Source organism: Kocuria sp. SM24M-10, from assembly GCF_001027955.1.
Lineage (GTDB): Bacteria > Actinomycetota > Actinomycetes > Actinomycetales > Micrococcaceae > Kocuria > Kocuria oceani.
The window spans coordinates 1-16,429 of the sequence record NZ_LDNX01000015.1; the positions used below are offsets into that span (position 1 = coordinate 1).

Sequence of the window (16,429 nt, forward strand, 5' to 3'; positions counted from 1 at the left end):
ACGGCGCCGGGGCAGGTGTGGAGTTGGGACATCACAAAGCTCAAGGGGCCGGAGCGGGGCGTGTACTACGACCTGTACGTCGTGCTCGACATCTTCTCCAGGTTCGTCGTGGGCTGGACCATCGCGGCCCGCGAGGACGCCGAGATCGCCAAGAACCTGCTCGAGCACGCCATGGGCATCCATGGCGTGCCGGAGGCGATCCACGCCGACCGCGGGACCTCGATGACCTCCAAACCGGTCGCTCAGCTGCTCGTCGACCTCGGGGTGGCCAGGTCGCACTCCCGCCCGCACGTGTCGAACGACAACCCTTACAGCGAGGCGGCGTTCAAGACGCTGAAGTACGCCCCGGTCTTCCCCGAGCGCTTCGGGTCCCTGGCCGACGCCGGCGCGTTCGCCGAGCAGTTCTTCGCCTACTACAACCACGAGCACCGCCACTGCGGGATCGGGCTGCACACCCCCGCCAGCGTCCACTTCGGCACCGCCGGGCAGGTCCGCGCCCAGCGCCAGGCCACCCTGGACGCGGCCTACGCCGCCCGTCCCGAGCGCTTCGGCCACCGCCGACCCCAGGCGCCCAAGCTGCCCGAGGCCGCCTGGATCAACCAGCCCTCACAGGAGGCCCTCATACAGACCGCCTGACGGAATCTGTCTCACCCGCCTTGACACTTTCCGCTTCGATTACAGCCCGATCACGGAGCGACCGACGATTTCGTGGCCGAATGGGGCCCGAGTGGCGTTCTATGTCGGGCTGAACATCGAGCACTATCAGATCGACAAGCCCTCCACGAGCATCTTCGGCGGTACCGCGATGCTGCAGCCGGATCCACTCAATTACGGCTGGCGCGATTACGGTCCGCGGGTAGGCCTGTGGCGGATGATCGAGAGCCTCGACCGACATGGAGTGCCCGCAAGTGTGCTTCTCAACTCCGACGTTTGTCGGCACTACCCCCAGATTCTCGAGGCAGGCCGGCAACGCGGCTGGGCGTGGCTCGCGCATGGCCGCGACAATTCCACCTTCCAAGCTGGAATGGGTGCTGACACGGAGCGCGCCTACCTTCAAGACGTGACGGATACAATCGCCTCCGCCACCGGAGTACGGCCGCGGGGCTGGCTTGGCCCGGCGCTCACAGAGACGTTCGAGACGCCGCGGATCCTTCGGGAGCTGGGGTATGACTACGTCCTGGACTGGACGAACGACGATCAGCCGTATCCGCTGAACGTCGACGGGATGTTCAGCGTTCCCTACACGATAGAACTCAACGATGTGACGATGTTCGTGAGTAAGAGCTATACCGGCCCGCAGTTCCTGGAAGCGGTGATCGACCAGTTCGATCAGCTCTATTCAGACTCCGAGCACTCGGGTCGCGTCATGTCGCTGCCGTTGCACCCGTTCATCGTCGGCCAGCCGTTCCGCCACCGCTACCTTGATCGGGCCCTCGAGCACATCACGTCTCACGATGGTGTCTGGGTGACGACGAGCGATGCCATCGCGGCGCACTATCAGTCGACGGGGAACAGGAGAGCCGATTCGTGACGAATACGGAGCTGATCGATGAGTACGCACGGCTGCGCGACGAGTTCAAGGCCAAGGGATTGGGCGGCCGGATCGGCTACGGCGAGAAGCCGGCGCTGCTGATCGTCGACTTGATCACCGGATTCACGGACAGCCGTTCGCCCCTGTCAGGCGAACTGGAGTCACAGCTGGCCGCCACCAATGCCTTACTCGTCCCCGCCCGTGAACTCGAGATCCCCATCTTCTTCTCGACGGTCGCGTACGACACCGAATTGCAGGAGGCGGGGCTCTGGATCAAGAAGATCCCGTCCAACCACCTGTTGGTGGAGGGCAGCGAATGGGTGGAGGTCGACAGCAGGCTGGGCCAGCTGCCCCACGAGATGACCCTGGTGAAGAAGTACGCATCCTGCTTCTTCGGAACTGATCTCGCCGCACGCTTGATCTCACGGGGTGTCGACACCATCATCATCGTCGGCTGCACCACCAGTGGGTGCGTGCGCGCCTCGGCGGTTGACGCCTGCTCCTACGGCTTCCACACCATCGTCGTCGAAGAGGCAGTCGGCGACCGGGCAGCCCTTCCGCACCTGGCCAGCCTCTTTGACATCGACGCGAAGTACGGCGATGTCGTCAGCCTCGACGACGCACGTGCTTACCTGCGGGGGCTTGCGCAACAGAACGATTGACTGCAGTAACGCCGTGGGGCCAACTTCCTCTGTGCGGAATATTGAACCGGCGTGCAGGCCGAGATCCCGCAGATGCTGGCGCAGGGCGGCGGATCCATCATCAACACCGCCTCGTCCCTCGGGCAGGTCGCCATCGCCCACCAGTCCGCCTACGTCACGTCGAAGCACGGCGTCATCGGCCTCACCCGAGCCGCCGCGGTGGAGTACTCCGACAAAGGCATCCGCGTGAACGCAGTGCTGCCCGGGGTGATCCAGACGCCAATGATAGACGCGCTGGAGGAGACCTACCCCGGCTTCAAGGACGCGCTGCTGACGAAGCACCCGATCGGCCGACTCGGCACGCCGCACGACATCGCCGAGATGGTCGCGTGGCTCGGTTCCGACGCGGCCGCCTTCGCGACCGGCGCGCAGTTCGCCGTCGACGGCGGGTACCTCGCGATTTAGACGAGGTGGCCACGACGGACGGGAGGCACGGTGTCAGCTGGCACCGTGCCTCACGTCCGTCACCGGTCGCGCCGCGACCCGCGTGTCAGCCGTTCTTCGCGGCCAGTCGGTCCGTCTCGCTGTCGTTCCGCCACCCGGCGGTCGCGCCGCCGTCGACGCTGTAGTTCTGTCCGGTCACCCAAGAGGACTCGTCGGAGGCCAGGTAGAGCGGCATGTACGCGATGTCCTCGCCCGTGCCGGGGCGTTGAATGAGCGCGTTGCCGACCTGCCAGGCCTTGCCCTCCGCATCCACCGCCTTGTCCGTCGCCGGGGTGCTGACGAAGCCAGGCGAGATCGAGTTCGCGCGGACGCCGTAGCGGGCGCCCTCCGCAGCGAGCGACTTCGTCATCGCGATGACGCCGCCCTTCGCGGTGGTGTGCGCGACCTGGCGAGCGGCTCGATCCCGCGACCTTCGCGATCGACGGAAAGCAACTCGAGATCGATCTCGAGTTCGAGGCCTGGGCCAAGAGCGCGCGCCGCATCGGCGCAGCCACCCGGCGTCCGGCGAGGACGTCGCGGGGCGGACGGGCCGATCTCAACACGGTGCGTGAATGGGCCAGTCAGAACGGACACCAGGTCAGCGATCGCGGCAGGGTTCCCGCGTCCATCCTCGAGGCGTACGACGCGGCGCACTGACGCGGTCACTCCTGGGCTGAGCCGCGCGCTGCGCGCCAGTGCTCCGTGACGGGATAACCGGAGCGCACGTGCGCGCGCACGTGGACCTCCCCCGAAGGGGATCCGCTGCCGCCCGGCTCCGGCGGCGGAGGGTTCTGTGTCCAGCCTGAGCCAGGGACCCAGACCGTCCCCGGTTGCACGGGCGCGTCGGCGAGCGCGGGATCGATCAGCTGACGCGCGAGAGCCACGGCCTCACCCAGATCGGTGATCCCGCCGGCTGAGGGCGTGCCGGCCGCGAGCACCCGGTAGGGACCGTCCCAACCGTCCGGGACCGTGAACGTAGTGAACGAGTCGAGCTTTGACAGTGCACGCTTCGCGTCGATGGCCATCTGCAGCTCGCGCAGGTCGACGCGCTGCGTGCGTGCAATGGTGACGATGTCCACCAGGTCTTTCGCGCGGCTGCTGGGGCGGCCGTTGTAGGTGCTCATCGTCGCAGTGACCTTCTCCGCGACCTGATCGGAGATCGGGAACAGCCGGTAGGGGTGCGACGGGACCGGCCGCCCCAGCTGCAGCCGCGTCGACGGCTCGATCGTCTCGACGCGGCCGACCGGGGGAGGGCCGACGACCACGTCGATGGGGATGTCGGAGATCCTCCGGCCGGTGTTCGCGTCCAGACATGTGAACACCAGGCGCCGGGTCGCGACACCCGGCTGGTTCTCTCCTCGCCCGGTCGCACGGGCACGGGTGAGCTGGAACCGCACATGGTCGCCGAGATCACGCGCGGCTGCCTGCTCGAGCGCCTGCTGCGCGGCATCCAGATCGGCGGCGCCGGTCGAGGCCAGATCCAGGTCTTTCGTCGACCGTGACTTCGGCACCCGGGCGAGCATCGCCGTGCCGCCCTTGAGCAGCCACTCGGACTCTTCCCCCTCCGCAAAGACCCGGCTGAGGAAACGATCGTGCTGTGCCTGCACGATCTGCGCATTCACATCCAGCGCGCTCGCGCCGTCACCGGCTGCCTTCGTCGCGGCCGCCTTGATCGCCTGCGCAAGCCCCGTCCAGTCTTTGTAGCCGTCGGGCTCAGGCATCGGCCGGCACCACCGCGTCGACGCCCGCAAGAGCGAGCAGATCAGCCGCGAGCGCGGCACCCGAGGGGTACTTGTTGGGCTTGGCCAGCGGCTCCAGATACTCGGTCAGGCGGGCGGGGGAGAGCAGCTTTCCCGCGTCCGCGGCGTCGGCGAGCGCATCGGCGACGAGGGAGCGGTCGACCCACTGCTCGATCAGGTCGGCGATCGTGCGCTCGACGCTCATGGTCGGCATCCCGTCGACGGAGACCACCTCGGTGGGCGCGAGCTCGCGGGTGCGGAGCCGCACCCCGTCCAGGCGGGTACCGCGGCGGGTGGGAACGACGAACTCGAGTGGCCCGGGGAACCAGTCGCCGATGCCATGCAGCTGCGCGGCCGTCTGGCCTGCGGCGACGACGGGCGGGACGCCGGTGTCTGTGCGGGGACGGTCGGCGCCGCCGAGGGCGAGCCAGGTCGCGAGGATCGCCTCCTGCTCGTGCTCTGGCGCGCCGGCGAGGCGGTAGACGCCGCGCGCGACGCGGATGAGCGCGCCGCTGTTGGCGAGGCGCGTCAGGGTCGGGCGCGCCACGCCAGCCTCGAGCGCCTGGGCGGTGGTCACCAGGCCCCAACGCTGTGACGCGAGCTCGCCCAGACGAGCGAAAGTTGATCCTGCCATGCGCACAGTGTAGCGAGAAACCGCAACAAACGTTGTAGCTCGTTCAGATTGTCGACTTCGAGCCTCTGGGGCCACCCCTTAGCAGTGAGGGGGTTCCAAACCCTCGGGAACGGGTTATATTCGGGAATATAACCATCTGTGAGGAGGAGAAGATGCGGACCCACACCTGCCCGCCGGACCACAAGCACGGGCTGACCTCCACCTGCTACGTCGTCCACCTCTGCGGGTGCCGCGCCTGCATGGACGGCAACGCGCGCCGCCGCCGCGACCGCTACCGTCTCCTGGCCTACGGGCGATACCAGGACGCGCACCAACCCATCGAGCCGATCCGGCAGCACCTGCAGGCACTGGTCGACACCGGGATGATCCCCGAACGGATCGCCATCAGCGCCGGCGTCGGCGGCGCCACGGTCCGTCGCCTGCTCAACAGCGAGACGGCACGGTTCGTCACCGGCGCCACCGCCCGCAAACTCCTCGCAGTCACCCCCGACAGCAGCACTCTCGCCGCGCAGGGCCGAGTCAACGGCCGCGGCACCCGCCGGCGCCTCCAGGCTCTGGCCGCGATCGGATGGAACCACCACGAGATCGCACGCCGACTCGGCTACCCGCGCTGGAAGGTCAACAAGGCACTCGAAGGCGCCTACGTGGACATCCGTGTCCACGACGACATCGCCGCGCTCTACGACGAGCTCTGGGACCAGCAGCCCCCCACCCACACCCGAGCGCAGCGGGTCGGCCGCTCCTACGCACTCACGGTCGCACGCCGGCACGGCTGGCTGCCGCCGCTGGCCTGGGACGACATCGACACCGACCCGGCACCGCCCACAGCCGGGCAGGAACCCCTGCTCGACGAGATCGCGATCGAGCTCGCTCTCGCCGGCCAGAACGTCCGCCTCACCCGAGACGAGCGCCTCGAAGCCACCCGACGCGGGACCGAACGCGGACTCAGCCTCACCCAGCTCAGCGACCTGCTCGGCGTCGACGTCCGCACCATCGACCGCGACCGTGACGACCTCGGACTCCGGCAGGCCGCCTGATGAGCAAGACGCTCGACATCCTCGAAGCCGCCCTGCACGGCACCACCGCCGGCTACCTGGCCGGATGCCGCAGCAAGGGAGGATGCCCGAACCACGGCAACCGCCAGCTGCTCACCTGCACCGAAGCGGCCCGCGCCCGCCGCCACTACTTCTCGCTCGCCTCGCTCGAGGAGACCGAGCCGATCACCCGGCAGATGCTCCGCGACGCCAAGAACAGCCCCTTCGCACCGAAAGAAGCCGCAGATGTCTGACCAGCCGAACACCTTCACCATCGACTCCACCAAAGAGGGAGAGTGGCTGCGGGTCGTCCGCGCGCTCGGCGGCCATCGCTGGGCCCTGTCGCTGCGCTTCAACCCCCTCCCGCTGACTCAGCGAGGCGCCCGGCACACCCGGCCAACGCGGCAGCCCACACCCCACGCGGCAGCAGGCCACGGGCCGAACGCGAGACTGCACCTGCCCAGCTGCGCGATCTCCCCCCAGCTCGGCAACGGCCGCGGCGCCCACCTCAAGCAGATCCCCCACCTGGGCCGAACCGAGGAGCACTGATGACCGACATCGCCGTGCGCCTCCAGGAAGCCATGACCATCCAGACCGGCACACCCGTCACCGTCCGATGGAGCTTCCGCGAGTTCGCGCTCAACTGCACCCGCCGCGACGGCCGCCCCCTCACCCAACGGATGCACAGGCTCTTCCAGACGCTGCTCAACCGTGAAGCGCTCCGCGAGCTCACTCCAGGAGAAGACCCAACGATGGGATCCCGCGCAACCCTCATCGAGATCATCGACGACCTCGCCGTCAGCGCCGACCACCAAGGCGCCCGCGCGGCCGCGCTCGCCGAGGTCCTCCTCAGTGCCGGCATGTTCCACCTCGGCGACCAGCTCCGCCGCCAGAGCCACGCACTCTCAGAGCTCGACGCCGACGACGAAACCCTCGAGGTCATCGACGAGGCACGCACCCAGATCGCCCGAACCATACTGCTGCTCGACCAAGCCGACACCGCACAGGCAAAGGAGCGCAGATGAACCGACGCACCCGCCGCGCCAGCACAGCCCTCGCCGCGGTCGCAGCTCTCGCGCTCGGCTTCGGCGCCCACCAGCTGGGCATCACCTCCTGGATCGACACATGGACGCGCCCGCAGGCACCCGCCCCGGACCCGACCTACGACTACACCGCGCTCGCCGCAGTCGCGCAGGAGCTGCCGCTGATCGATCCCACCGAGGAGATTCCCGAGTATCGCCGCGCCACGTTCGGCGAGCGCTGGATCGACATCGAGGGAAACGGCTGCGATCAGCGAGACGATCTCCTCGCCGTCCAGCTGCAGGACGTCGTCCGTGACGGTTGCACGGTGCTCTCCGGCGTGCTCGACCCCGATCCGTACACGGGCACACGCATTGAGTTCGAGCACGACCGGATCGCCGCCCCTGGAGCCCCGGGAAGCTCCGGCGTCCAGATCGACCACATCGTCAGCCTTTCGGCGGCGCACGCCGGGGGCGCGTGGGCGTGGACCGAGCAGCAGCGCATTCAGTTCGCCAACTCGTTCGACAACATCGTCGCCGTCGATGGCAACACGAATGCGGCCAAGAACGACCACGGGCCAGCCCTGTGGCTGCCATCGAACGCCGACTACGTGTGCACCTACGTCGCCCGCTACACGGAGATCGTCGACACCTGGCACCTCGCGGTCGACGAAGCCGACCGCGGTGCGCTCGTGGACACGCTCTCAACCTGCGCTGCCCAGCAAGCCAGCGACGAGAGCGGGAGCATGTCGTGAAGCCGCTACGAACCCGCGTGGGATCTCGCCGCGCGCGCCTGACGCTTGGCCGCGCGAGCGCGGTCTACGACCTCGTTCGCATCCGTCGTGTCGACACCGAGGGTGCGCCTGATCACCTCGAGCTCGGCGTCGGTCCAGCGGGTGCGCCCTCGCATCCGCTCACCGAACGTGACGACGTTCAAGCCGAGCAGGTCGATCAGAGCCGCCTGCGTGGGAACCTCGGGCGCCCCCGCCCCGTCCGCGATCGCCGCCCGCAACCGCTCCGCGAAAGCCGCATCGCGCGCCAGTCCCGGCATCAGTCGCGGCCGGCGGCCGCGCTGCGAGGGCGCCCTGCGCGCGCGCTCCTGCGCGAATGCGTCGATCGCGGCCTCGTCGTAGAGCGGGGAGTTGCCTTCTATGGCAACCGGCTCGGGGAGCAGAGGACCCTCCTGGCCGGCTCTGCGCAGCTTGTTGCTGATGGAGCGCATCTTGTAGACCGCGACGACGGACACGCCGAGCTTCTCGGCGACGTCCGCCGTGGTGAGGTGCCGTCCGGTCATCAGCGCTCCTCTCAGCTGGATGAATATAACCACTTTCGCGGTTACGGCGCGCCGCGGCAACCAGACCCAACTTGGTTGGGGATGCTGGGGCGCATGGCTAACAAGGACGCGGACGCCATCCGTGAGGAGCTCCGTCGCATCGGCCAGCAGCTCGCGCAAGCGGACGAGCTGCGCGAACGCCGCGGCAAAGTCGTCGACGAGGCGCGCGCGGCCGAGCTGACCCAGCGAGAGATCGCCCTCCTGCTGGGGATGACCGAGGAAGGGCTGCGGAAGGCGCAGAAGTCCTACCACGGACGCGGGCGCTCTTACGGCGGCCGCCTCGCGTCCTAGCGACCCCGCCAGACCTTCATGGAGCGCCCGTCGACTGCGAAATCTGATTGCAATTTTCAAGCACTCTTGACTAATATAACCTGACGAATGAGGGGGTGAGATGGACGAGCTGAACTACCGACCCAAGCCGTGGACGCCGAAGGACGTGCCCACGATCTGGGTCGACCAGACCACCGGGCAAGGCGTCACCGACGCCGGCACGCCCGTTCGCCCCGTCATCGGCGAGCGCCGCAAGAACCCCAACCTGACGGACCTGCTCGACACGGCTGCCTCGTACGGCGCTAACCGCATCATGCTGACCGGGAAGCGCCCCGAGCCTGCGCCTGGCGTGCGGCACTGGCTGTACGTCCAGACCCCGAACTGGAAGCCCGGAGCCCACTGGGTCAACAACGGCCCGCCCACCGGTCGGTTCGAGCACGCGGTCACCGGCTTCAAGATCGAAGTCCGCACCGCGGAGGAGTGGTTCGGCGACGGGCCGCTGACCCCTGCCCAGGCTCGTCTGGCCTGGAACGTCACCGCGTCGATCATTCGCCACGCCGACGAGAACGCGCGCCTGTTCAACAGCCCTGCCGCCACCGGAACGAACCTGTGGGCGCTGTCGCTGCCGAAGAACATCAACCCCGTGCCGGTCGAAGACGACATCGCCCAGGAGATCCACTTCACCTCGGGCCTGCACCACTACGACCACCTGGTCGCGGGGGAGTCGTTCGCCAAGCACGAGGACTGCGTCCCGCTGATCGACCCGGCCAAGACGAAGAAGATCAGCGAGTTCGCCTACGTCGACGGCCGGTTCATGTTCGCCGGCGTCGGGCGCGAGCTCGGTATCGGCCCCGCGATCCGGCTGAACCAGGCCGCCGCGTACGAGCTGCTCGAGCAAGACCCCTACGCGCGCGCCCGCTTCCACGTGCGGTTCCGCGTCCCTCAGGGCTGGAACCACGTTGGCCTGCTCGGTGTGAAGCACCTGGACGTTCGCGAAGGCTGGTTCTATCCGAACCGGCCCGGAGCGGTGCACGACACCTGGGCCGACGGCAGCGAGATCCACGTCGCCCTCAAGCACGGGTGGGAGATCCGCCCTCACGAGGCCGTGGTGTTCCGCAAGGCCAAGCCTCTAGACACCTTCACCGAGCGCATGACGCGCGCCCGCGAGCGAGTCCAGCTGCAGGACGAGATGCACCCGGACCTGCGCCGCGCTGTGCTCGCCGCGCTGCGGAACATCATGCTGCACTCGATCGGTGCATTCGCCGCCGCGGGCCGCGACGAGACCCGCGTCGCCGCGTCGCCCGATGACGTCCCGCCCGAGTACAGGGCCAAGATGCTGCGACAGGGCAACCTCTGGATCTATCGCATCCCGTCGCGCCCGAACGACCGCACCCGAAGCTTCTACCACCCGGAGCTCGCCGCCCAGGTCTGGGGTCGCGCACGCGCTCGCGTCCTCCACGGCCCCAGCTCCCTCGGCGGCTACACCTCCGGTGCTCTCACGGTCGACCCCTCGACGCTCATCGGCATCCAGGGTGATGCGATCTACACGACCAAGCTGCCGGCGTGGTCCCTGCCGGACCGGTTCATCGGCGGCGGCGACGACGGCAAGACCGGGCGCCTGCGCCTGCAGGGCTACCTCAACGGATCCTTCATCACGCCGGAGACGCTGCGGCAGCGTGACGCGCTGAAAGCACGTGCCGAGCGGGCCGGCATCGCCAAGGCGCTCGAGCAGGCAGAGGAGAAGGGCTGATGGCTGACCAGCAGCGCACCGCCCAAGACCTCATCCGCGATCTGCGGCGCAAGGGCATCAGCACGGCCGAGATCGCCGAGGAGCTGCACCGCTCGCCTCGAATGGTCCGCAAGATCCTCAACGGCGAAACCAGCGGCGCCCTCTACCGCCAGGCGCTCCAGGAGCTCGCTGACACCGGACGCCTCACCCACGTCCCGCCGCGGCGCCGGCGCAAGGACGGCTCGATCGCCCCCGTGCGAGGCAAGGCCGGCGCCAAGCCCGTCATCCCCGAAGACCTCAGCGGCACCTACGTTGAGGGTCGCCAGGGTGGTCGGCTGCGCGTCGACGTGGCATACGCCACCGGGGGCGACCGGTACATCGAGATGCGCATCCCCAAGGGCCGCACCGCGAAGGGCCGCGAGCAGGCGAACGCCGAACTGATCAAGCAGGTCCGCAACGCCGCCAAGGGCCAGTCCCACGACAAGCAGAAGCAGATCACCGCCCACCTGACCTTCTCCAACGGCCGCGTGATGGAGGTCAACTCGTACAACGCCTCGACGATGCTCAAGCGCATCCACGAGAACGGCGGCGACGCCCTCGGCTGGTTCCGCGAAGAGTCGAAGAACCGATACGTGAACCTCGACACCAGCCGCGACACCATCACCGGCGTCACCCTCAACGTCGTCAGCACGGCCAAGACGACCGAGTACCAGAGGCAGGCCGAGCGCGGCCGCACTCGCCGCCCCCGCTCGCTGTCGCCGGCGGAGCTCATCAGCATGGAAGAGAAGCGGCGCATCGAGGAGCGCCGCGCTCGCCGCCGTGGAAACCGAGGAGGTGGTCAGTGACCATGGCCGCCCCGAAGAAGCCCACAGCTGCAGCGAAGCCCCGCGCACGCAAGGCCGCGCCCCCCGCTGAGGAAGTCACCAGCGACGTCGACCAGGCAGCGACGTCCGAAGCACCCGCACGCGCACCTCGCGCAAGCCAGAAGCCGGCAGCGGCGAGCGCGACGCCTCCTGAGTCGGCCGAGGCGGAGACGCCACCGCCGGCGAAGAAGAAGCGGGGGCCCTACAACGTCGTCTACGTCCAGAAGAAGCCCGTCTCGATCCGTCTCCCCGACGACGCGCTTGAACTGATGGACTGGGCCAAGCAGGATGCAGCCAGCCGCGGCGACCGCCTCACCAAGGACGAGATCGTCACCGTTGCGCTTCGCGCCTACTGGGGCCGCAAACGGCGCCGCGGGTAATGACCGTCTCCTGAGCTGCTGGCAGGGAAGTCGAGATGAGTGAAACTAACGGGCCGGCCGAGTTGCCGGTCTACTCGATCGCCGAGGCATTCGTGAAGCGATCCGGAATGTATATCGGGCAGCCCGTCACGTTCGAGCGAGTGCACACGTTCCTGCTCGGTTTCGAAACGGCGATGTTGTACGTTCGCGACGAGCTCGCGCGCGATCGCAATGCGTTTCAGCCCGTGGGCGTGCTCGGTCAGTTCCGGGAGCAGCTGCGATCCGAGGGGCGGCTCAGGTGGGACTCCTGGTCCCTGACGATCGTGGCGGAAGCGATCGGCTGGACTGGCGACGAGCCTCCGGCGATCGACGATCTGACCGAAGAGCAGCACCTCGAGGCAGTCCGGGACCTTCTCCCGTTGCTCGAGAAGGTCTTTGCCCTCCCCGCGGAGCTTGTCACCTCGCTCCGTGACTCCGCCTGAGAAGGGTAGGCACCCCACCGCTGTCGGTGTGTCGTCCCGCCCATCGAGTTCGAGAACGCGTTCTATGCTGTGCGGCGATGATCAACCTGACCGCCACCGTCCCGCTTGGACCGCTGACAGAACTTGTCGGACGATCCCTCTCGGCGACTGGGAGATGGGTCAACTCATCCGGTAGCGCCTACCTGTCATATCCATCACTCAGAGGATCCTGACCCGGACGAACGATCGCAGTCGCTCGAGGGCAAAGGACCCGTGCGGATGTCGCGCGTCACACCTCGACCTCGAACGGCAACTTTCGCAGTGTCGTCGCGGAAATCCCGGTGCTCTTGTACATCCGGGCGTGGGCGTACTGGATCTCCGGCAGCAGATCGATGCGGCCGATCGCCTCCAGCATGATCTCGTCGGCCTGACCGGTGAGATGACGCAGTTCGGGGATCGCGTACCCGCCCACGTACTTCCCGGAGTTGAGATCCCAGGAGCGCACGGCCGGCAGCGCCTCCTCGATCCTCTCGCCGAGCTCCACCAGAGCATCGAACGTGTCCTGCCCGTAAGCGTGCGGGGAGAATGGGATCTGCGACATCGTGCCCTTGGTGACGTTGAAGCAGTCGCCCGTGAACGTCCACCACAGGAACGCCAGCCGCGACGCCGCGATCGCGCTGGCCGCGAGCTGGTCCTTCCGGTTCTGAACGAACAGCTTCCCCTCGTTGAGGGGCACCGTGGCGTGCGTGGTCTTGTCGTAGGTGACCGGCGGCACCGTGTACGTGCTCAGGAAGTACGTGGCGGTCTTCTTGAAACCGACGGAGTAGTCGCTCACACGGACAAGCGGCGTCGAGGAGATCGTGCCCTTCGCAAGCAGCGTGTCGATCAGCTCGAACATCGCGTCGCTGCTGGCGCGCATCCAGTTCGGGGTCCGCGAGCCGGCGGGCCGAAGCGAATACCGCAGTGTCGCCATCAGATGCGGACGGAACGCCTCGATCCAGCTGTGGGTGAGCGTCGTGTGCAGCTCGGAGACGCTGCCATACCCGGCGGCGGTGATGATCGTGCTGCGCACCTTCACCTGGAACAGGGCAGCCGGGCGTTCCTGGAAGGTGCTCACCCAGATCGCATCGAACCGCCGCTCGTAGAACTTCCGCAGTGACTCGTCGCGATCGGCGAACTGGCTGCGGATGGGAACGATCAGGCTGAGCCGGCCATCCGGGCGCGTGATCTGCGCCGAGCGCTCGCAGCAGGAGGCGTAGATGTCGTCGACGTTGTCTGTCTCGAAGCCGGTGATGCGGTAGCTGAGCTCGCGCCGGTTGACGTAGGGTGGGTTGCCGATGACGACGTCGAAGCCGCCCTGATTGGGGTGTGACACGTCGCCCCGCACCGGCAAGAAGCGCGGCCCGTACAATGTCCAGCGCATCGAAAAACACCCCGCGACCTTCCGACTACCTCCGGACGTCTTCGAGTACATCAACCAGGCACGCGACGAAGCCGCGGCCCGTGGTGATCGCCTCACCAAAGACGAAGCGATCACCATGGCAGTCCGCGCGTTCTGGGGCGGCAAGCGCCAGCGCCGCCGCTGATCACCACACCGACATAACCGACGAAAAGAACTCTGGAGGCATCTGATGAGCCGTCGATCTATGCTCGAGCAGGAAACCGATCCGCTACACCCCGCGCGGATGCTACCGCGCACCTGAGACGAACGCGCGGTCCTTCACCGAGGATGGCTACATCTCGACATGATCAACCGAGGCAGCGAGAAGATTTCGTGCGAAGAGGTGGAGGACCTCGTCTACCGCTATGACAGCTTCGATCTAGGGCGTGTTGATCAAGAGGTTCCGCTCCTCGGTGGGTGAGTCTTGAACGGTGACGCGACAGGAGATCTCTGACGAGGTGTGGGCCGTGATGGAGCCGTTGATGCCGACGGTGACCGGTCGGTCGCGGCCGTGGACGGATCACCGGCTCGCTATCGAGGGGATGGCGTGGAAGTACCGGACCGGTGCGCCGTGGCGTGACGTTCCGGAACGGTTCGGGAAGTGGAACTCGATCTACAAGCGGTTCAACCGGTGGGCCGGGGACGGCACCTGGCAGAAGCTGCTCACCGAGGTGCAGAAGCAGGCCGACGCCGCTGGGGAAATCGACTGGGTCGTCTCGATCGACTCCACGATCGCGCGCGTGCATCAGCACGGCGCGACCCTCGCCCGGGACACAGGGGGCTGTGCCGAATCACAAGAATCCGTGGTCCGAGCCGCCTGATCACGGGATCGGACGCTCCCGCGGCGGGCTGACGACCAAACTGCACCTGGTCTGCGACGGCCGCGGCCGGCCGCTGAGCATGATGATCACCGCCGGGAACATCAACGACACCACGATGATGAGCGCGGTGCTGGAGAACATCCGCGTTCCCCGCGACGGGAAGGGCCGCCCCCGCACCCACCCCGACCGGGTGCTCGCCGACAAGGGGTACCCCTCAAGGGCGAACCGCGCCTGGCTCCGCGACCGGAGGATCGCGGCGACCATCCCCGAGCGGGACGACCAGATCGCGCACCGCCGCAAGAAGCCGGGCCGGCCGATCGCTTTCGGCGACAAGCAGAAGGAACGCTACAAGGGACGCAACGTCGTAGAACGCTGCTTCAACCGTCTCAAGCAGTGGCGCGGCATCGCGATGCGCTCGGACAAACTCGCCCGCAACTACCGAGCCGCCGTCAGCCTCGCCGCGGCGCTGATCTGGATCAAGACCGATCTCCGCTGAGCGCTTCGCGCTCCTGCAGCGTGCGCTCAAGCTGTCCCACCGTCGGCGCACCCGCAAAGCCGCGCTCGGTCAGATAGACCCTGCACGCCAAGTCGGCAGTGTTCCCCTGGGACGGGAACAAGTCCTGACCGTCCAGAAGAATCGTGGGCGAGCCCGCGAAACCAGAGCTCACCGCCTCAGCCTCGGTGCGGATCAACACGAACTCCACCGGAACATCGCCCCGTCCGATCGAGTCGAGCACCAGCCGTACTCGATCGCCCGCCTCCTGCCAATTCGGGCAATCCTCGATATGCAGCACCTGGATCTTCACACGCCCATTCTCCCGCGCAACTCACGGCGGCTGGCCACCCCGCACCTTCTTGATCAACACGCCCTAGCGGCCGCCGTCGCGATGCTCGACCCCGTGTTCAGCGAGCGGGTATGCGTCTACGTGAGTCTCAAGGAGGGCGGCCCGCTCGGGCTCGAACGGATCCGCGCCGCCATGGAGTCCGCCGGGGTGGCTAAGCATAAGCACCCCGAGCGGCTGATCGCCGTCGACGACATGCCCCTCACCAAGGTAGGCAAGATTGACAAGAGGGAGCGGAGAGGGCTTTGCCCGCCGCGACAGCGCCTAATGGGGCAGACGCTCAGCGCCCGCGCCGCCACGCGAGCCAGTGGCGGATGCTCTCCTCGAGCGCGTGCAATAGAGGCAACATCACCCAGATGACGCACGCGACGGTCAGTGGCGTCGTACATAGGATCTGGAGGTACGGCGGCAGGCCGGTCAGGAGCGGAGCGATGAAGTAGGCGTTGAACATGGCAGGCGGTACCAGCGCGATCCACACTAAAATCGCCGTCCACCACCGCGGGCGCGCGGGACCGGCCGTCGGGATTGCACCGGTGAGGGCGTCCGGAGTCAGTGGACGGGCCTGCCCGATCGTGAGCGGCACGGCCTGTTGCAGGTGCGCCTGCCGCTCCTTACTGTCCTCCCACCGGATGAGGTCATGGGGGGAAGCGAACGTGATCTCGACGACAACCTGGCGCCGGTGCCGTTCCGAGACTCGGACCTTCGACTCCCGGTAGCCGGGGAACGACTGGGCCCGGCCGGTGAAACCATGCGCCCACTCGGTGAGATCGTCCAGCCGCCCGGGGACGGCTGTGCGCGCCACCCGAGCCGTGACCGTGAGGTTATCTGGTTGCATGGTGTCCTCCCGGGGCAGAGGAAGCCCCGTCTCCCAGCGTATTGCGCCGATGACGCGGCACTGAACAGCTTCCGACCATCGGGGTCCGGATCAATAGCGCGAAATAGTGCTCTTCCGAGCAGTGGAGTGTCACCGCCACTGCCGCCTCACGCAGGATGGAAAGTTGAAAGACCTGGATCGACGGGGAGGTCATTTGCACGAGGCGTTTCGCTTGCTGCGGGAAGAAAGGCTCAAACGAGGCCGATACCATCGCCGAGCGACGGTGTATCACCCGGACGTAGAAGAGGTCGACCAGCTCTACGGTGTCCGGCTTCAGCTGGAGTCCTTAGCCTCGATCCACCGATGAGCTTGGGTGACAAGCGGGTGCCGTGACGCAGAAATGCCCCTCTGATCA

The 16,429-nt window shown here is 67.4% G+C and carries 23 protein-coding genes; 16 read left to right on the top strand and 7 right to left on the bottom strand.

The genetic code is table 11. The features are described 5' to 3' along the window. The 4 genes from ABL57_RS01630 to ABL57_RS01645 all read left to right on the top strand — a co-directional run. The coding region (locus ABL57_RS01630; protein WP_047801720.1) for a DDE-type integrase/transposase/recombinase at nt 1–636 on the top strand (636 nt) is incomplete at its 5' end. 91 nt (nt 637–727) lie between these two features. After that, nucleotides 728–1,531: a polysaccharide deacetylase family protein gene (locus tag ABL57_RS01635; RefSeq protein WP_203225534.1), complete on the top strand. Its 804-nt coding sequence runs from the start codon at nt 728–730 to the stop codon at nt 1,529–1,531. Beyond that, nucleotides 1,528–2,193, top strand: a complete 666-nt coding sequence (locus ABL57_RS01640; RefSeq protein WP_005050795.1) for an N-carbamoylsarcosine amidohydrolase — start codon at nt 1,528–1,530, stop codon at nt 2,191–2,193. The genes ABL57_RS01635 and ABL57_RS01640 overlap by 4 nt, the downstream gene beginning before the upstream one ends. A 51-nt stretch (nt 2,194–2,244) precedes the next feature. Further along, nucleotides 2,245–2,637 (top strand): SDR family oxidoreductase, encoded by a 393-nt coding sequence (locus ABL57_RS01645; RefSeq protein WP_005050794.1) that lies wholly within the window; start codon nt 2,245–2,247, stop codon nt 2,635–2,637. A gap of 85 nt (nt 2,638–2,722) precedes the next feature. Here the strand turns inward: ABL57_RS01645 and ABL57_RS01650 are convergent, their stop codons facing one another. Further along, nucleotides 2,723–3,166, bottom strand: coding sequence for an SDR family NAD(P)-dependent oxidoreductase (locus ABL57_RS01650; protein WP_082157159.1), 444 nt, complete (start codon nt 3,164–3,166; stop codon nt 2,723–2,725). On the opposite strand from ABL57_RS01650, the gene ABL57_RS21025 reads away from it, so the two are divergent. Further along, nucleotides 3,094–3,312 (top strand): histone-like nucleoid-structuring protein Lsr2, encoded by a 219-nt coding sequence (locus ABL57_RS21025; protein WP_082157160.1) that lies wholly within the window; start codon nt 3,094–3,096, stop codon nt 3,310–3,312. The two genes, ABL57_RS01650 and ABL57_RS21025, sit on opposite strands and share 73 nt — an antisense overlap. A 5-nt stretch (nt 3,313–3,317) precedes the next feature. On the opposite strand, the gene ABL57_RS01660 is transcribed toward ABL57_RS21025, so the two are convergent. Further along, nucleotides 3,318–4,376 (bottom strand): nucleotidyl transferase AbiEii/AbiGii toxin family protein, encoded by a 1,059-nt coding sequence (locus tag ABL57_RS01660; RefSeq protein WP_005050776.1) that lies wholly within the window; start codon nt 4,374–4,376, stop codon nt 3,318–3,320. Then, nucleotides 4,369–5,028 carry a type IV toxin-antitoxin system AbiEi family antitoxin domain-containing protein gene (locus ABL57_RS01665; protein WP_005050774.1) on the bottom strand — a complete coding sequence of 220 codons (660 nt, stop codon included), beginning with the start codon at nt 5,026–5,028 and terminating at the stop codon, nt 4,369–4,371. The genes ABL57_RS01660 and ABL57_RS01665 overlap by 8 nt, the downstream gene beginning before the upstream one ends. 152 nt (nt 5,029–5,180) lie before the next feature. Here ABL57_RS01665 and ABL57_RS01670 point away from each other — a divergent pair, with 152 nt between their 5' ends. Genes ABL57_RS01670 through ABL57_RS01690 form a run of 5 tightly spaced genes read left to right on the top strand, consistent with a single transcriptional unit; the run spans nt 5,181 to nt 7,836 of the window. Continuing rightward, the gene (locus ABL57_RS01670; RefSeq protein WP_005050771.1) at nt 5,181–6,065 is read left to right on the top strand and encodes a hypothetical protein; all 885 of its coding nucleotides are present in this window, start codon (nt 5,181–5,183) and stop codon (nt 6,063–6,065) included. Further along, entirely contained in the window at nt 6,065–6,316 is a 252-nt protein-coding gene (locus ABL57_RS01675; protein WP_005050769.1) for a hypothetical protein, read from the top strand. The genes ABL57_RS01670 and ABL57_RS01675 overlap by 1 nt, the downstream gene beginning before the upstream one ends. After that, nucleotides 6,309–6,611 (top strand): hypothetical protein, encoded by a 303-nt coding sequence (locus ABL57_RS01680; protein ID WP_005050767.1) that lies wholly within the window; start codon nt 6,309–6,311, stop codon nt 6,609–6,611. The genes ABL57_RS01675 and ABL57_RS01680 overlap by 8 nt, the downstream gene beginning before the upstream one ends. After that, a complete protein-coding gene (locus ABL57_RS01685) occupies nt 6,611–7,087 on the top strand; it encodes a hypothetical protein (RefSeq protein ID WP_005050765.1) in 477 nt (158 codons plus the stop codon). The genes ABL57_RS01680 and ABL57_RS01685 overlap by 1 nt, the downstream gene beginning before the upstream one ends. Beyond that, the gene (locus ABL57_RS01690; RefSeq protein ID WP_005050763.1) at nt 7,084–7,836 is read left to right on the top strand and encodes an HNH endonuclease family protein; all 753 of its coding nucleotides are present in this window, start codon (nt 7,084–7,086) and stop codon (nt 7,834–7,836) included. Before ABL57_RS01685 ends, ABL57_RS01690 begins: the two co-directional genes overlap by 4 nt. 5 nt (nt 7,837–7,841) lie before the next feature. Here the strand turns inward: ABL57_RS01690 and ABL57_RS01695 are convergent, their stop codons facing one another. After that, nucleotides 7,842–8,375 carry an AlpA family transcriptional regulator gene (locus tag ABL57_RS01695; RefSeq protein WP_005050761.1) on the bottom strand — a complete coding sequence of 178 codons (534 nt, stop codon included), beginning with the start codon at nt 8,373–8,375 and terminating at the stop codon, nt 7,842–7,844. 93 nt (nt 8,376–8,468) lie between these two features. On the opposite strand from ABL57_RS01695, the gene ABL57_RS01700 reads away from it, so the two are divergent. From ABL57_RS01700 to ABL57_RS01720, 5 genes are all read left to right on the top strand, one after another. Next, nucleotides 8,469–8,705: a hypothetical protein gene (locus ABL57_RS01700; RefSeq protein ID WP_043340519.1), complete on the top strand. Its 237-nt coding sequence runs from the start codon at nt 8,469–8,471 to the stop codon at nt 8,703–8,705. A gap of 100 nt (nt 8,706–8,805) precedes the next feature. After that, nucleotides 8,806–10,434 carry a hypothetical protein gene (locus ABL57_RS01705; protein WP_005050756.1) on the top strand — a complete coding sequence of 543 codons (1,629 nt, stop codon included), beginning with the start codon at nt 8,806–8,808 and terminating at the stop codon, nt 10,432–10,434. Next, nucleotides 10,434–11,258: a hypothetical protein gene (locus ABL57_RS01710; protein WP_047801722.1), complete on the top strand. Its 825-nt coding sequence runs from the start codon at nt 10,434–10,436 to the stop codon at nt 11,256–11,258. Before ABL57_RS01705 ends, ABL57_RS01710 begins: the two co-directional genes overlap by 1 nt. Next, nucleotides 11,255–11,656 carry a hypothetical protein gene (locus ABL57_RS01715; RefSeq protein WP_005050751.1) on the top strand — a complete coding sequence of 134 codons (402 nt, stop codon included), beginning with the start codon at nt 11,255–11,257 and terminating at the stop codon, nt 11,654–11,656. The genes ABL57_RS01710 and ABL57_RS01715 overlap by 4 nt, the downstream gene beginning before the upstream one ends. A gap of 35 nt (nt 11,657–11,691) precedes the next feature. Beyond that, complete coding sequence (locus tag ABL57_RS01720; RefSeq protein ID WP_005050749.1) at nt 11,692–12,117, top strand: hypothetical protein; 426 nt, start codon at nt 11,692–11,694, stop codon at nt 12,115–12,117. Nucleotides 12,118–12,385: 268 nt separating this feature from the next. On the opposite strand, the gene ABL57_RS01725 is transcribed toward ABL57_RS01720, so the two are convergent. Beyond that, nucleotides 12,386–13,519, bottom strand: a complete 1,134-nt coding sequence (locus tag ABL57_RS01725) for an SAM-dependent methyltransferase (RefSeq protein WP_005050747.1) — start codon at nt 13,517–13,519, stop codon at nt 12,386–12,388. Between the two features lie 488 nt (nt 13,520–14,007). Between ABL57_RS01725 and ABL57_RS21030 the strand changes: the two genes are divergently transcribed. Continuing rightward, a protein-coding gene (locus ABL57_RS21030; RefSeq protein WP_370239738.1) for an IS5 family transposase occupies nt 14,008–14,854 on the top strand; the annotation gives its coding sequence in 2 pieces (ribosomal slippage) (nt 14,008–14,313 and nt 14,315–14,854; 846 coding nt in all). Here the strand turns inward: ABL57_RS21030 and ABL57_RS01740 are convergent. Then, nucleotides 14,835–15,164 (bottom strand): hypothetical protein, encoded by a 330-nt coding sequence (locus ABL57_RS01740; protein WP_026095586.1) that lies wholly within the window; start codon nt 15,162–15,164, stop codon nt 14,835–14,837. The two genes, ABL57_RS21030 and ABL57_RS01740, sit on opposite strands and share 20 nt — an antisense overlap. Nucleotides 15,165–15,480: 316 nt before the next feature. After that, a complete protein-coding gene (locus ABL57_RS01750; RefSeq protein WP_005050743.1) occupies nt 15,481–16,035 on the bottom strand; it encodes a hypothetical protein in 555 nt (184 codons plus the stop codon). Nucleotides 16,036–16,429: the final 394 nt, after the last annotated feature.